This window comes from Hoeflea sp. TYP-13 (assembly GCF_040932035.1).
Classification (GTDB): Bacteria; Pseudomonadota; Alphaproteobacteria; order Rhizobiales; family Rhizobiaceae; genus Hoeflea_A.
Genome location: NZ_JBFRBB010000001.1, coordinates 1,805,616 through 1,821,148 on the forward strand (window position 1 = coordinate 1,805,616; position 15,533 = coordinate 1,821,148).

The window sequence follows — 15,533 nt, forward strand, 5'->3', positions numbered from 1 at the left end:
AATGCCGTACTGATCTACAAACCACCCAAAGCCACATTCACTTGACATAAATCAAGTCCGGCGCATTTGCGACTGACTACATAACGGTCATGATGACCGATCACGATCCCGCCACCGCACCCGGGGTTTCCCGGAAAAACTTTTCCTCAAATCGCACAGGCCCAGCATTCCCTGTGCCATTGCCGCTGTTTGTTCTGCAGCCGCTCCTTCGCCATATCGTCACGACCGTTGCCAAGCGGCATCCTGACCTGTTCGAGCGTCTGGGCGACAGTCAGAAGAAGAAGTTCCTTATCGATGCGCGCGGCCTGCCGCTGGTGCTGGTGCTTCAGCCCGATGGCGATGCGCCGCAGTTGCATGCGCATAACAGGCACCGCTCTCCGCCATGCGACGTGCACATCAGCGGCTCGTTCCCGACATTGCTGCGGATGATCGACGGCAAGACAGACAGCGATGCACTCTTTTTCAGCCGGGAACTGATGATTTCCGGCGACACGGAGGCCTCGGTCGCGCTGCGTAACGCCCTTGACGATCTCGATACGACACTCGCGGATGATGTTGTTGCCTGCTTCGGTCCGCTCGCTACTCCGGTTCGCGCCGTTCTTGATTATGTCAGTGGACAGGGAAGGGAAAAACAATGACGAAATTGCAGGCGCCGGAACTCGTCTGTCCGGCCGGAACACCGGCCGGATTGCGCACCGCGGTCGATGCTGGCGCGGATGCGGTCTATTGCGGCTTCCAGGGACCGACCAATGCACGGAATTTTCCGGGTCTGAACTTCACGCCGAAACAGATGGCCGAAGCGGTTGGCTACGCTCACGAGCGCGGCGCCAAGGTGCTGGCGGCAATCAACTCCTTTCCGACAGCCGGACGGACGCATATCTGGCGGCAGGCGATCGATGATGCGGTTTCCTGCGGCATCGATGCGATTATCATTGCCGATATCGGCATGGCCCGCTATCTCGCCGACCGGCATCCCGATCAGCGCGTCCACCTGTCCGTTCAGGCGGGTGCCTCGTCGGCAGAAGCGATCCGTTTCTGGTGTGACAAGTTCAATATCAAGCGCGTTGTGCTGCCACGCATCCTGACTGTCGCCGAGATCAAGAAGGTGCACGATGAGATTCCATGCGAGATCGAGGCATTCGTCTTCGGCAATATCGGCATGATGGCGGAGGGGCGCTGTTCGCTGACGAATTACGTCACCGGCTCGTCCACCAATCTCGATGGCGTCTGCTCGCCGGCAAACCATGTGCATTACCATGAGGACGGGCAGGGCAACCTGACGTCCAAGCTCTGCGATGTGACGATCGACCAGTATGCGCGCGGCGAAAATGCCGGTTATCCGACGATCTGCAAGGGCCGTTACAACGCCCCGCACAAGGACCACTACTATGCCTTCGAAGAACCGGTAAGCCTCAACCTCACTCACTTGCTCCCTGATCTGATGCGCGCCGGTGTGACCGCGCTCAAGATTGAAGGCCGGCAGCGCTCGCGAGCCTATGTCCGGGCAGTTGTCTCTGCCTTTCGTGAAGCTGTGGATGATTATGCCGCCGGCCGCACGCCCGATGTCAGCCATCTTCTGGCGCTCACCGAAGGACAGCGCGAAACGCAAGGCGCATTCCGATCAAAGACCTGGAGATGACGATGACCGCAGAACTCACTATGGGCCCGGTGCTTTTCAACTGGGAGCCGGATGCCTGGCGCGATTTTTATCTGCAGGTTGCAGACGAGGCACCTGTCTCGACGGTCTATCTCGGCGAAGCGGTCTGCTCCAAGCGAGCGCCGCTTTTCGATAAGCATTTGGAAGAGGTGGTGACACGGCTTGAGGCTGCCGGAAAGAAGGTGATTTTCTCCAGCCTTTCCGAAGTTACCAGCGCCGTTGACCGACGGCTGGTCAAGAAGGTTGCAGGATCGGAAGGTGTCGATATCGAAGTCAACGACATCTCCGCTCTCTGGTATCTTGGCGACCGATCTCATGTCATCGGCCCGTTCGTCAATGTGCACAATGAAGACAGCCTCGACGCCTTCGCCGAGAACGGCGCACGCCACATCTGCCTGCAGCCGGAAATGCCGAAGGACGGGATCCGGGCGCTTGCCGAACATGCGGCGAAACGTGATGTGACGCTTGAGGTTCAGGTGTTCGGCCGCATCCCGCTGGCCTTGTCCGCCCGCTGCTATCATGCCCGCGCGCACGGCAAGACCAAGGACAGTTGCCTGTTCATCTGCGACCAGGATCCGGACGGCATGGTGCTGCGCACGCTCGACGACCGGCCGTTTTTGACGATCAACGGCATTCAGACCATGTCCTATACGCGGCTCAATCTCATTGACGAGTTGGACGAGCTCAATGCGATGGGCATATCGCACTTCCGTCTGTCGCCGCACAGTGTCGGAACGGTGGACGCCGCCAGGATCTTCCGGGCTGTTCTGGATGGAAATCTTACCTCCGCTGAAGCCACGGAGCAGTTGCGGCCGTGCGGCCCCGATGTGCCGTTCTCAAACGGGTTCTATCATCACCGGCCCGGTGTCGAATGGCGAACGCCCGCGGTTTCCGACTGACGCGGAATGACCGGTCGAAATCCGTTGTTGGCGCTTGCCGGACATACGCGAGGTAAAGCGAATCTGATTGACTGAAACGCAAATTTAGATTCCGGAACCGGTTGTCATCACACTCGTGACACATCCGGGCGTTTAACCTCCCCGTCCAGTTGATTGTGACGCGGCGCGAATGCGCGCAAAAGGTCGGCAGCGGAGGATCGAATGCGGGTTAATGATAAAAATCAGCATATTACGATAAAAACCTATCAGGAAAATCCGCAGCACTTCATCGACCGCACGCCGTCTGAAATCGGTGGGGAATTCAAGGATTTTCTGGACCGCATACTCGCTCGTGTACCTATGGACGCTGAAATTCTCGAGATCGGAACGGCAACCGGTCGCGACGCTGACTATATCGAATCGCGCGGCTACAGCGTCATGCGGACCGATATTGTTGATGCCTTTGTGGAGTTTCAACGATCCAAAGGCAGTTACGCTTGCAAATTCGACGCCCTTACGGGCGATCTTGCCAAAACATTCGATCTTGTCCTCGCCTCGGCGGTTTTTCACCATTTCAATAACAGACAGTTTGACCAGGCTCTGGAAAATACCCATAAGCATTTGAAATGCGGTGGTTATTTTGCACTGGCGGTCAAACATGGAAAAGGCGAGGAATATTCAGAAGAAAAGATGGAGAGCCCTCGGTATTTCCGCTACTGGCGTGCCGACGAGCTCGAAGACAGGCTTATGGGACATGGCTTTGAAGTCGAGGAAATGAGATTGGGCGAAGGCGGGAAATGGCTGCTTTGCATCGCCTTTAGGTCATAATAATTGCACACGTGTGCAGAATGTGACTTGCTTGCAACCCGAAGCCCGATAGTGTCTCCATTCAATAAGCTTCGGAAGCCGCATTTCCGGCCACGACCGGGATGACGTTGCTTCATACTTGAAGTATAAGCCGGTTAAGGTGAATCGCGATCGGCCCGACCGGTCAAAGATCATCACCGGTTGTGTATTGGTTCGGGAACAACTCGCGCCGTAGGGGGATGCATGGCTTCTGACAAACGTCCGGGATCCAGCGTCACGTCGTTCGATGTGGCGCGGCTTGCGGGTGTATCGCGCTCAGCTGTTTCGCGTGCGTTCACGCCCGGCGCCAGCATCTCGCAGGATGCGCGCCAGAAGGTGATAGATGCGGCGAACGAGCTTGGATACCGCGTTAATCCGGTGGCGCGGGCGCTCAATCAGCGCCGCACCGATCTTGTCGGCATGATCGTCGCCCGCATGGACAATCCCTACCGGGCGAGCCAGATCGACGCACTGTCCAAAACACTTGTGCGCAATGATTTCCGGCCAATGCTGTTTTGCATCGACGAGGGGCACGGGACTGAGCAGCTACTATCGATGCTTCTCGATTACAGCGTATCTGGCGTTGTCATCACATCGGATGCGCCGCCCGCGGAAATCTGCAATGAGTGTGCGCATCTGCAGGTACCGCTGGTGCTTGTTGACCGAGACGACCGGTTGCCGCAGGTCGACCGTATCAGCGGAAACAATGCCAAGGGCGGGCGTCTAGCGGCTGAAACCCTGATAGACGCCGGCCGCCGGAAGCTCTTGGTTCTGCAACCCGAAACCGCGGTCTATTCCATAACCACCCGGATCGAGGCTTTTCTGGCGGCGGCAGCAGAGTTCGGCGCCGACGTCGAAATCCTTCCCGTCGGCACGCACAACTATGAGGCAGGGCGGCAAGCCGCTCCTGCAGTTGCCGCTCGAAGACAGGACGGCATCGGCATATTCTGCCCGACCGATATCGTCGCGCTCGGTTTGCTGGACGCTTTGCGGGTTGGCTATGGCGTGGAGATTCCGCGGGAAATGAGCCTGATCGGCTATGACGATATCCCGCAGTCGGGCTGGGAATTCGCGAACCTGACCACAATCAGGCAGCCGGTCGATACATTTGTCGACGTTATTGTCGAAATGCTCAAAAGCCGGATTGCCGAGCCCGATGCAGCGCAACGCGAAGAACTGGTTGATGTCATGCTTGTACGCAGAGGAACTGTTTGATGACGCTCGCCGAAAATGCGGTCCTGCTTCAAAGAAAGCTGGAATATACCTGCACGCTTGCCCGGGAGGTCGGGCTGGCAGCACGCGCTGAGCAGGAAACCCTCGGGCGTGAAGGACTTGGTGTTTCATCCAAGGGATTGCAGGATTTTGTCACTGAAGTCGATCAACGAACCGAAGAGACGATCCGCACCCGGCTTGCTGAAGAGTTTCCCGAAGACGGGTTCATCGGAGAGGAGACCGGAAGAAGCGAGATGCGTTCCGGTTGCTGGGTTGTCGATCCCATCGATGGCACGGCCAATTTCCTGCGCGGTCTGCGCCACTGGGGCATCTCGATCGGCTATGTGCTTGATGGCGAGGTGGTGCTCGGCGTAATCCACGATTCGCCCAACGACAGGCTCTACAGCGCCGTGAAGGGTCGCGGCGCCTGGCGCGGAGACAAGAAAATCGCCGTCTCCGGCACCGGCAACCCGCATGAGGCGATGGGCATTCTGGGCGTCTCGCGGCGCGCGCCGTTTGAAAACTACCTGAACAAGATAAGGGCGCTGGAGGATGCGGGCATTGAACACCGCCGCATCGGATCAGCCGCCATCGGGCTTGTCCGCATGGCTGAGGGCGTTGTGGATTTTTACTACGAGGCTCATCTCAATTGCTGGGACGCCATGGCCGGCGTGTTGATCGCCGCCGAAGCCGGAGCCGATGTCAAAATGCCGCCGCTGGATGAGTTCCTGCAAAAAGGCGGCGAGGTATTGTGCGCAACGCCGGAACTCTCGGAGCCGTTCTGGGATGTGCTGTCTGAGGCGGGATATTGATAGCGATGCCGTGCCAGCGTCTGAAATAGCGGGGGTAATGGATTCATCGGTCCACACCACGGCACATGCGCATCCAATCCCGCCAGAATATTGAGGCAGAATAGCGTCTGGCTGATTGCGGAGAGTTTTGCTAGGCTCCATGCAAACGCACAGCAACGTGCGAGGGGATAACAGCAAAAAGGCTCGGTGTGCCATTTAACGAGATGGAAGAAACGGACGGTATTCGCGCCCCCTACAGGCGTATAGCCGACTGGATTGAAGAAACTGGCACCGAACTTCTTGGCCGCCGCCGCGACGAGGCGGAAGCGATTTTCCGGAAAATCGGAATTACTTTTGCAGTCTATGGCGAGGGCGGCGATCCTGAGAGGCTTATCCCGTTCGATCTGATCCCGCGGGCGTTTTCCGCCGACGAGTGGTCACTGCTCGACCGCGGCATTCGCCAGCGCGCGCGTGCCCTGAACGCATTTTTGTACGACATCTATCATCGCGGCGAAATCATCAAGGCGGGCATCATTCCGGCGGAACTTGTCTACTGCAATTCTGCTTACTTGCCGCAGATGGTCGGGTTTGCGCCTCCAGGTCGCGTCTACAGCCACATCGTCGGCATCGACATCGTGCGTACGGGGCCGGGCAGTTTCCAGGTCCTAGAGGATAATTGCCGCACGCCCTCGGGTGTCAGCTACATGCTTGAAAACCGCGAGATCATGGCGCGCATGTTTCCCGACATATTCGGCGGCGGACCCGTGCAGCCGGTGGATCATTATCCGGACGAACTGCTGCGCACACTGAAAGAAGTCGCGCCTGCATCCTGTGCCGGTGAGCCGACGGTTGTTCTGTTGACGCCGGGTTCGCTCAACTCGGCCTATTACGAGCATTCCTTTCTCGCAGACCTCATGGGCATCGAACTCGTCGAGCCTCAGGACCTGTTTGTCGATGACGCGTGTGTCTGGATGCGCACGACGCGGGGCCCGCAAAAGGTTGACGTGATCTATCGGCGTATTGACGACGACTATATCGATCCGCTCACATTCCGGTCCGATAGTATGCTCGGCGTTGCCGGTCTGTTCGATTCCTACAGGGCCGGCAACGTGAACATCTGCTCGGCGCCGGGGGCAGGGGTGGCGGATGACAAGGCTATCTATATCTACGTGCCCGAGATGATCCGGTTCTATCTCGGTGAAGAGCCGGTTCTGGAGAATATTTCGACCTATCAGTGCGGCCGCGAGGACGAGCTGAAATATGTGCTGGAAAATCTGCACGAGCTGGTTGTCAAGGAAGTGCATGGCTCGGGCGGATACGGCATGCTGATCGGCCCGAAGAGCAGCAAGGCGGAAATCGAGGAATACCGTAAGCGCATTGTTGCCGATCCGGCCGATTTTATCGCCCAGCCGACACTCGACCTTTCGACGGCGCCAACGCTTCAGAATGGCGAAATAACCGGCCGCCATGTTGATTTCCGCCCGTTTTGCCTTGTCGGCAAATCGATCCGGCTCGTTCCGGGCGGATTGACGCGCGTGGCTCTTCGGGAAGGCTCCCTGGTGGTCAATTCAAGCCAGGGTGGCGGGGTCAAGGATACCTGGGTGCTGCGGGAATGAGATCATGTTGAGCCGCGTTGCTGAAAGTATGTTCTGGCTAGGCCGCTACATGGAGCGGGCCGAGGCGACGGCCAGGATGATCTCGATGGGGCAGCGCATGGCGATGCTGCCCGGCACGCAAGGCCGGTCTGAATGGACATCGCTGATGCAGGCGACAGGCGCCTCGCTTCCGGACGGTCGCCCAGTCACCGAGGCAGACATTGTTGCACAGCTTATTCTCGATCAGGTCAGCCCGTCGGCCATTCAGGCGTGCCTGTCAAAGGCTCGGGAAAACGGGCGTGCGGTTCGCACGGCTTTGACGCAGGAAATGTGGGAAAGTCTCAACGAGGACTGGCGCTATCTTGAATCGATGGATACCCAGACCGCGCGCCGCCAACTGGTTCATATCCTTGAATGGGTCCGCAACCGCGCGGCAATCTTTCGCGGGGCGGTCGAGACAGCGATGCTGCGTGCCGAAGGATATTATTTTCTTCGCCTTGGCGGCAGCATCGAAAGGGCCGATATGACCCTGCGCCTGCTCAACGTAAAATACTTCCTGCTCCTGCCCGAGACAGAAGTGGTCGGCGGCGGCCGGGACCACCATCAGTGGATGTCGATGCTGCATGCGGTGTCGGGTCTGCGGGCTTACCATCACCATTATTACGGTGACTATGCGCCGTGGAACATAGCGGATTTTCTGCTTTTAAATCAGACTTTTCCACGCTCCGTTGCCTATAGCTACAGCCAGATTGACGCCTGCCTTGAAAAGCTTGCAAAGAACTACGGCGGGGCGCATGACTGTCAGCGAACCGCGCGCGGAGAACTTGATCGCCTGAGCCGTCTGAACATCAACGCGATTTTTGACGACGGACTTCACGAATTCATCAATGACCAGATCACCAAAACCGCACAGGTCAGCAAGGAGGTGTCGGATGCCTATCATTTCTGACAGGGTTCTCTGATGCGGCTGCATGTGCGCCACAGATCCGTATATGCCTACGAGCCGGCAGCGGCACGCGTGTCGTTGCGGTTGAAGCTCTTTCCCTCAGTGTTTGACGGCCAGTCTGTGGACAACTGGTCGGTTACCGTCAATGGCGACCGCGTGGAGCCGCTTTATATAACCGGCTATGGCGATGAGTCCGCTCTTTGGCAAAGCAAAGATCAGATTACGAATGTCGAGGTGCTGGCCGAGGGTGTTGTGGTAACCGAAGACAAGACGGGACTGATCCGTGACCTTCCCAATAAACCGCCTTCTTCCATATTTCGGCGGGATACGGAACTGACCAGGCCGGACGAAGTCATTCGCAAGCTCGCCGAGAGTGCACGCAAAGAAGATGATCTGGAAACGGCCCATGCGCTTTCGCTGGCCGTCCGCGAAGCCGTGGAATACAGACCCGAAGCGACAAACAGCCAGACGCCGGCGGCCGAGGCGATGGCGATTGGAGCGGGTGTGTGCCAGGACCACGCCCATGTTCTGATCGCAGCGTGCCGTTCACAGGGAATACCGGCACGCTACGTGACCGGTTATCTGAAGGCGGCCGATGACGAAGATGAACTGCTCGAAACCCACGCCTGGGCCGAAGCCCATATCCGAAACTTCGGCTGGGTGGGGCTCGATCCGTCAAATGGCATCTCGCCGACGGATCACTACATCAGGATTGCCTGTGGACTGGACGCTGACGATGCGACTCCGATAAAAGGCCATGTGGTCGGCAGTTCGCAGATTACCCTTTCAGCGGATGTTGCTGTCTCCGACAATCAGCAGCAGTAGGATTTTTTGTTGACATATTGTGTTGCCATCAAGCTGGACGCCGGTCTGGTTTTACTTTCCGATACGCGAACCAATGCCGGGCTCGACAATATTTCTCGCTATGGAAAGATGCATTGCTGGGAGGTGCCTGGTGAGCGCGCCATCGCGTTGATGACAGCCGGCAATTTGTCGATTACGCAGGGGCTCGTCACCCGTCTTGAAAAACAGATAGAATTGTCGGAGCTCGATCCTGAAACCGAGACAATATTGAATGCGGACAGCATGTTTCGTGTGGCGCAGATCGTCGGCGAAATCATGCGGCAGGTTCAGGAGCGGCACCGCGAGGGCATGGAGGCGCAGGGCACCTCCTTCGACGCCACCGTCATTGTTGCAGGTCAGAGAAAAGGCGGTTCGGTGCGGCTGTTTCTTGTCTATTCGGCAGGAAACTTCATCGAAGCGACGCGCGATACACCGTTCTTCCAGATCGGTGAACACAAATACGGAAAGCCCATACTCGACAGGGTAATCACACCGGAAACGCCGCTTGGAAAGGCGAAACTTGCGGCCTGCGTTTCGATGGATTCCACATTGCGCAGCAATCTGTCCGTCGGCATGCCGCTTGATCTTGCGATTATCGAAACGGATTCTCTGAAGATCACCGAACGCCGCCGCATTGAGGCGGACGACAAGGATTTCGGCCGCCTGTCCGATGCCTGGTCAAAGGCGTTGAATTCGGCCTTTCACGATCTTCCGCACGTATTTGAGTGATCTCGCACTCTTGCCGTTTCACCTTATCGGCAGGTCGCGTGGCGTATGAAATTTCCAAGTTCCTCGGTACCCAGGATCTTTCGGCCCGTTGTCAGATATTCGCGCAGGGCATAACCTTCAATAGTGTCGAGGATCAATTCGGCGGTCTGCTTCGAATCGGCAAAATTCCTGAAACACTTGTCCGCTTGCCCCTTTTCCAGCAGTGCCTGAAGGGAAGTAACAAGCAGGGATCTGTTTGCCATAAACAGCGAAGCAATTTCCGGATTGTGGACCGCTTCCGCGGCTATTTCGATGCTGAGGACCGCATATTCCTCAGAAGCGGTGTAATTGGCAAATTCGGACACAAACCGCATGAGGGTTTTCATGGGGTCATCGTGATCGGTTAGCAATCGCTGAAAAGGCTGCAGTTCCTCTCGCTCCAGTACCGCTATTTCCGCCAGGACATCCTCCTTGCTGCGAAAATGGTTGTAGAGGTTGCCCAGGCTGATGCCGGCTTTTTTGGCTATCTCGCGAATGCCGGTCTGATTGTACCCATTTTCAAGAAAGCAACCGACAGCGGCCGCGATGATGCGTGATTTTCGCTCACCCAGCGCTTTTGTTTTGTCGGAAACCTCACCCATGACTTGAAACCTCTTCGACTTGCGATTAACTACGGATGAACGATCGTTCGTTCATTACATATAATAATCCTCAGTGGATGTTCAACATGCTCCATCGCAACCTTGTCAATAAATCGGACTCTGAACCCAATGGGGAAACCGCAGGGCCCAGACCACCCAGGCGGTGGGTTTGGATTATTTTCTCGTTATTTGTTCTTGGCACTGTTGCAGCATTCATTGCAACAGCTGAAGACACCGTCGACGTCACCAAGGCAAAAGAACCGCCACCGGTGCAGTTGGTGACGGTGGAAACGATTTCTGTCGGCCCCGAAACAGTGGAAGTGGCGTCTTTTTCGGAAGTCCGTCCACGCTGGTCCGCAGAGCTGCGGGCAGCCGTATCAGGTCGCATCAACAAGGTTTTCGATACAGCGCTTGCGGGAGAGCGCGTCGAGGCCGGCGCGACACTCATCACCATCGAAAACAGCCGCTACGTGGCGGAACTCGCGGCGGCGGAACTTGCGTTGAAGGAAGCGAAGCTCGCGCTTTGGAAAGCGAAAAATGCCACAACGCTCGCCCGCAAGGAGTTCGAACGCAACAACACAACGCCGCCGAACGATCTGGCGCTTCGTCTTCCAGAGCTCGAGATTGCGCAAAGCAGGGTGACATCGGTCAAATCAAGAGTTGAGGCAGCGCGGCGGCAACTCGATGATTCCACGGTCACCGCCCCGTTTTCCAGCTTTGTCGCAGAGCGATTTGTCAGCCCCGGTCAGAGCGTGAATGCAGGTGAAACGCTGGTAAAGCTGGTCGACGACACGACATTCGAACTTACCGTGGAACTCGGCAGGCGCGACTGGGTTCTGCTGCAGCAGCCGCTGCCGGGACAAACTGCCCACGTCGTGAGCCAGGACGGCGAGACAATTGCTCAGGCAACAATACGTCAAGCCGGCGGGTTTCTTGATGAAAAGACCAGACAATACAAGGTTTTCCTTGAAATAGATGATCCGGGTCCGGTGCCCGTTTTGTCCGGTGACTTCGTGCGGGTGATACTGCCGGGCGTCACGGTGCCAAAGGCCCTGAACATTCCTGCTTCCGCGCTCACCCAGGAAGGTTATGTCTGGTATCTGGACGAGAATGACAGACTGCAGCGCGTCACCCCGCAGGTTCTCTATCGCCGTCAGGACCGCATTGTCATTGAAGCACCTGAAGGCGCTGACACGTGGCGCATCGCGGTAACACCACTTGTTTCATTCCTGCCCGGCCAGATGGCGCGTGCAAAAAAGGCGGGGATCTAGGCTGTGCATTATTTGACCGGATGGTTCATCCGTAATCCCGTTGCTGCAAACCTGCTGATGGTTCTCATCCTCTTTCTGGGGATCATGACGACGATCTCCATCAGGATAGAAGGGTTTCCGCGCGTTCCTCCGGACAGTGTCATCATAACGACCGCCTATGAAGATGCACCGGCGGCCCAGGTCGATGAGCTGGTGACGCAGAAAATCGAAAAGGCACTGGAAGGACTGGAGGGCGTACGTAGCGTAACCTCACAAACCGACAACGGGTTATCGGTTGTCGTGGTGCGTCGGGCAGGTGGCCAGGACCTGCAAAAACTGCTGGACAACGTTCGTCTCCGTGTCGATGGGGTCGCAAACCTCCCGGCCGCGGTCAGACGCCCGGTTATCGAGACCAGTGGATTCGACTTCCCCGCGCTTTTTGTAAATCTTCACGGCCAGACCGATCCGATAACGCTACAAACGCTGGCGGAACGGCTGAGGGAAGAACTGCTGACCCAGCCCGAACTGTCAAAACTGAAAGTCTGGGGTTTGCAGGCACGGGAAATGCGGATCGAGGTCGAGCCGCAGGTCCTCCAGCGCTACAACCTGACGATCGACGACGTCGTCAGGCTGATACGCGCGAGCTCTCTCGATTTCAAAGCCGGCACCCTGCGCACTGTGGGCGGCAATATATTCCTGAGGGCAGATGACCGGGCACAGTTCTCAACGGAGTTTGGGGGCATTCCGATCATCGAGCGGGCCGACGGAACGTCGATCCTGCTGAGCGATATCGCGGATATTTCCGATACCCTGGAGGAAGGTAATTACCTATTTCGCTTCAATGGTGCGCCTACCGCCGGCATGGAGGTGCTGGTGGGGCAAAAGGAAAACCTGCTTCACATCTCGGAGATCGTGAACAAGGTCGCCAGGTCGTTTGAACGTCAGCTGCCCCCCGGTGTTCATGTGACGGTCTGGGGAGACTCCGCCAGTTACATTTCAGATCGACTCAAGCTTTTGCGCTCCAACGGAATACAGGGACTGCTTCTGGTCGTCCTGATCCTGTCGTTGTTTTTAAATGTGCGTCTGGCGTTCTGGGTAGCCATGGGCATTCCGATTTCCGTCATGGGCGCCATCGCGGTCGCGGGCTCAAAATGGGTTGGTTACTCGCTGAACGACGTTACGACATTCGGCCTGATAATTGCCCTTGGCATTCTGGTGGACGATGCGGTGGTCGTTGGCGAAAGCGTCTATGAGGAGCGAAGAAAGAATCCCGATCCCATTGCCGGAACCGAAGCGGGAGTGTCCAAAGTCGCCGTGGCGACGGTCTTCGGAGTGCTGACGACCATAGCGGCCTTCTTCCCGATGCTGCTTTTGGACAACCCGCTTGGCAAGGTGCTTGCCGGTTTTTCCGGGATTGTGATCTTTGCGCTCGTATTTTCGCTCATCGAAAGCAAATTCATCCTGCCTGCGCATCTTGCGCATATGAGAATTGGCAACAATCCACGATTTTTACCGTCGCGGCTGTGGGGCGGTGTTCAAAGGATTGCTCGAGGCGGTCTCACCTGGTTCCGTGACACGATATATGCGCCGTTGCTTGAGAGTTCGGTACGCCATCGTTACGCGACGCTCATTCTGTTCATTTCCGTGGGAGCATTGGGATTGGGTCTGATCGGTCTCGGCAAGATCAAGACCGTCTTCTTTCCGGACGTGCCAGGGCAGGTGATTACTGTCAGCCTTGAGATGGATGCGCGGGCGCCGTTCCAGTTGACCAAAGATAATGTCGAGCGCATCCACGCCATCGGCACGGAATTGAACGAGGATATTCACCAACGAAAGGCGCTGAACACTGCACCAATACGAACGATGTTCCTGATCATTTCCAGTGCGCAATCAGCGCAGATATACGCGGAACTGACACCTGTCGCCGAGCGCCCGGATGTCGGCATACTTGATATTGTCCGGGAATGGCGCGAAAGAACCGGGCGGCTGGAGGGCGCAACGGAGCTTCAGTTTACAGGAACCGAAGAGCTGGCGGGCGGCTTTCAATTAAAGCTGCAGTCAAAGGACTCGCAGCTTTTGGGTCTGGCAAGCAAGGAGTTGCAGGCTTTTCTCGCCGAGATTGAAGGTGTAGACAATATCCGGGACAGCCTCGCCACCGGGCAACCTGAGCTTGAAATCCGGGTGAAGTCCGAAGCGCGAAATCTTGGTTTTGACACCGAGACCCTTGCTTCTCAAATCGGCTATTCATTTGGCGGCGCCGAAGTGCAAAAGGTCAGGCGTGACGGCACCGAATTGCGCGTACTGGTGCTGAATTCCGAAACCGCGCGCGATACGGTCGATGACCTGTTGCAATCGCGCCTGCGAAGCAAAAACGGCGAGTGGATCCCGCTACAATCCGTCGCTGAAATAAATGGCGGCTATGTTGCCGGGACCGTGCATCGCCAAAACGGCAAGCGGGTCAATACGGTTGCTGCATCCATAGACCGCTCGGCCGTTGCGCCCGAGGAGGTGAGCCAGGCGGTATTCGAGCGATTGGTCCCGGATCTTGCGGCAAAATATCCTAGCGTGAAGATTTCGAAAGCCGGTGAGCTTGAGGAAATCGGAGAAATCCAGGGCGGCATGAAGCGCGCTCTTCTGCTGGCTGCCGTGCTCATCTACATCCTGATGGCTGTGCCGCTCAAATCCTATTGGCAGCCGTTTATAATCCTCGCTATCGTGCCTTTTGGTTTTGTCGGCGCTGCTCTCGGTCATCTCATCATGGACATTCCGCTGTCGTTGCTTTCGTTCTTCGGGATGCTGGCGCTGACCGGCGTCGTGGTCAATGACAGCCTCGTCATGATGACCCGCTACAATCAGGCACGCGATAGCGGGCTCTCGGTAGCCGATGCCCTTCAGGACGCCGGGATAGGCCGGTTTCAGGCAATATTCCTGACCACCGCCACAACGGTCATCGGCCTGACGCCGCTACTGACCGAAACTTCGGAACAGGCACAATATCTGATCCCGGCAGCAGTTTCGCTGGCCTATGGTGAGCTGTTCTCAACGGCGCTGATGCTGTTGCTCGTACCGGTGCTGATCGCAATTACAGAGGACGTAAGGGCGGCTTTTCGAGGCGCATTTTTCGGGGTGAAGGCAAATGCTGAAGGATGAGCCACTCACCATTGCTACCCTGTTGAAGAAGTTTCCGCGCCCGATCTCTTTGACCTGGCTTCTGACCTTGTGCGAGACGGCTTTGACAGCCCTGATTCCGCTGTTCATCGGATTCGCAATTGACGGTCTGCTCAGTGACGAATTGAACGCGCTTTTGAGGCTTGCTGCCATCCTGGCCGGTCTGACTGCGGTTGGTGTTATCCGCAGGATCTATGACACCCGTGTCTATGGAACTATCCGGGTTGAGCTTGGCAAGGCTTTGGTTGGGCGGGCTGACAGTGTCCCGGTTTCAACATTGAATGCGAGGCTCTGTATGAGCCGTGAGCTTGTCGACTTCCTGGAAACTGAGGTTCCTGCACTTATGAGCTCGTCTGTCCAGCTGGTCGTTGCTGTTGTCGTGCTCTTTTCCTTTCACTCGACGCTTTCCTATGCTGCCCTTGCGACAGCAGTCACGATGATCACCCTCTATTTTCTGTTCCATGGACGGTTCTTCCGGCTGAATGCCGATCACAATCACCAGACGGAAAAACAGGTCAGTGTTCTGGAGGCGAACTCGCCTGAGGGGCTGTTGTCCCATCTGAATGTACTGCGCCGTATCGAAATCAGACTGTCGGATACCGAAGCCTATGTCTATGGCGCGATCTTCACCGTGTTGCTGGGCTTCATCATCTTCAACCTGTGGTTCGCGTCGACGCACATAGAGACGACAGTTGGCACGATTTTCTCGATTATCAGCTATTCGTGGGAGTTTGTTGAATCCGCTCTGGTTCTCCCGATAACCCTTCAGGGGTGGTCACGCCTGTCAGAGATAATGAAACGGATCAACGTTAGGACGGGCGGGGAACAATCCCCGCCCACCATTCCTTGCGAGTGATGGGATGGGTGAAAGCTCGCAAGGGATAGCACGCCTGGTGCGTGTTGACATAGAGCCAGCGCGCGCGACAGGCCGCGCATTCCTTAAGCACCGAAAACCAGACCACCGGTCTTTGTAAGGGGCATCTGCATAAGGGTTAGTC

The 15,533-nt window shown here is 56.8% G+C and carries 14 protein-coding genes; 13 read left to right on the forward strand and 1 reads right to left on the reverse strand.

Annotation, left to right across the window (positions count from 1 at the left end; genetic code table 11):
- Positions 1–179: 179 nt before the first annotated feature.
- The 10 genes from ABVT35_RS08545 (at position 180) to ABVT35_RS08590 (ending at position 9,497) form a co-directional block, all read left to right on the forward strand.
- On the forward strand, positions 180–638 hold the full coding sequence (locus tag ABVT35_RS08545) for an SCP2 domain-containing protein (protein WP_368465875.1): 459 nt from the start codon (positions 180–182) through the stop codon (positions 636–638).
- Positions 635–1,639: a peptidase U32 family protein gene (locus ABVT35_RS08550; RefSeq protein WP_368465876.1), complete on the forward strand. Its 1,005-nt coding sequence runs from the start codon at positions 635–637 to the stop codon at positions 1,637–1,639. The genes ABVT35_RS08545 and ABVT35_RS08550 overlap by 4 nt, the downstream gene beginning before the upstream one ends.
- 2 nt (positions 1,640–1,641) lie before the next feature.
- Complete coding sequence (locus ABVT35_RS08555; RefSeq protein WP_368465877.1) at positions 1,642–2,556, forward strand: U32 family peptidase; 915 nt, start codon at positions 1,642–1,644, stop codon at positions 2,554–2,556.
- A 201-nt stretch (positions 2,557–2,757) separates the two neighbouring features.
- Positions 2,758–3,363, forward strand: coding sequence for a class I SAM-dependent methyltransferase (locus ABVT35_RS08560; protein ID WP_368465878.1), 606 nt, complete (start codon positions 2,758–2,760; stop codon positions 3,361–3,363).
- Between the two features lie 222 nt (positions 3,364–3,585).
- Positions 3,586–4,596 carry a LacI family DNA-binding transcriptional regulator gene (locus ABVT35_RS08565; protein WP_368465879.1) on the forward strand — a complete coding sequence of 337 codons (1,011 nt, stop codon included), beginning with the start codon at positions 3,586–3,588 and terminating at the stop codon, positions 4,594–4,596.
- Complete coding sequence (locus tag ABVT35_RS08570) at positions 4,596–5,405, forward strand: inositol monophosphatase (RefSeq protein WP_368465880.1); 810 nt, start codon at positions 4,596–4,598, stop codon at positions 5,403–5,405. Before ABVT35_RS08565 ends, ABVT35_RS08570 begins: the two co-directional genes overlap by 1 nt.
- A 203-nt stretch (positions 5,406–5,608) precedes the next feature.
- Positions 5,609–7,000: a circularly permuted type 2 ATP-grasp protein gene (locus ABVT35_RS08575; RefSeq protein WP_368466300.1), complete on the forward strand. Its 1,392-nt coding sequence runs from the start codon at positions 5,609–5,611 to the stop codon at positions 6,998–7,000.
- A 4-nt stretch (positions 7,001–7,004) separates the two neighbouring features.
- Positions 7,005–7,928, forward strand: a complete 924-nt coding sequence (locus ABVT35_RS08580) for an alpha-E domain-containing protein (RefSeq protein ID WP_368465881.1) — start codon at positions 7,005–7,007, stop codon at positions 7,926–7,928.
- A 12-nt stretch (positions 7,929–7,940) separates the two neighbouring features.
- Positions 7,941–8,750 carry a transglutaminase domain-containing protein gene (locus tag ABVT35_RS08585; protein ID WP_368465882.1) on the forward strand — a complete coding sequence of 270 codons (810 nt, stop codon included), beginning with the start codon at positions 7,941–7,943 and terminating at the stop codon, positions 8,748–8,750.
- Between the two features lie 9 nt (positions 8,751–8,759).
- Positions 8,760–9,497 (forward strand): peptidase, encoded by a 738-nt coding sequence (locus tag ABVT35_RS08590; RefSeq protein ID WP_368465883.1) that lies wholly within the window; start codon positions 8,760–8,762, stop codon positions 9,495–9,497.
- A gap of 23 nt (positions 9,498–9,520) precedes the next feature.
- Here ABVT35_RS08590 and ABVT35_RS08595 read toward each other — a convergent pair whose 3' ends face one another.
- On the reverse strand, positions 9,521–10,117 hold the full coding sequence (locus ABVT35_RS08595) for a TetR/AcrR family transcriptional regulator (protein ID WP_368465884.1): 597 nt from the start codon (positions 10,115–10,117) through the stop codon (positions 9,521–9,523).
- Positions 10,118–10,395: 278 nt separating this feature from the next.
- On the opposite strand from ABVT35_RS08595, the gene ABVT35_RS08600 reads away from it, so the two are divergent.
- The 3 genes from ABVT35_RS08600 to ABVT35_RS08610 are packed head-to-tail and all read left to right on the forward strand — an operon-like array spanning position 10,396 to position 15,391.
- Positions 10,396–11,388 (forward strand): efflux RND transporter periplasmic adaptor subunit, encoded by a 993-nt coding sequence (locus ABVT35_RS08600; RefSeq protein ID WP_368465885.1) that lies wholly within the window; start codon positions 10,396–10,398, stop codon positions 11,386–11,388.
- A 3-nt stretch (positions 11,389–11,391) separates the two neighbouring features.
- Positions 11,392–14,517, forward strand: a complete 3,126-nt coding sequence (locus ABVT35_RS08605) for an efflux RND transporter permease subunit (RefSeq protein ID WP_368465886.1) — start codon at positions 11,392–11,394, stop codon at positions 14,515–14,517.
- On the forward strand, positions 14,504–15,391 hold the full coding sequence (locus tag ABVT35_RS08610) for an ABC transporter six-transmembrane domain-containing protein (protein ID WP_368465887.1): 888 nt from the start codon (positions 14,504–14,506) through the stop codon (positions 15,389–15,391). Before ABVT35_RS08605 ends, ABVT35_RS08610 begins: the two co-directional genes overlap by 14 nt.
- Positions 15,392–15,533: the final 142 nt, after the last annotated feature.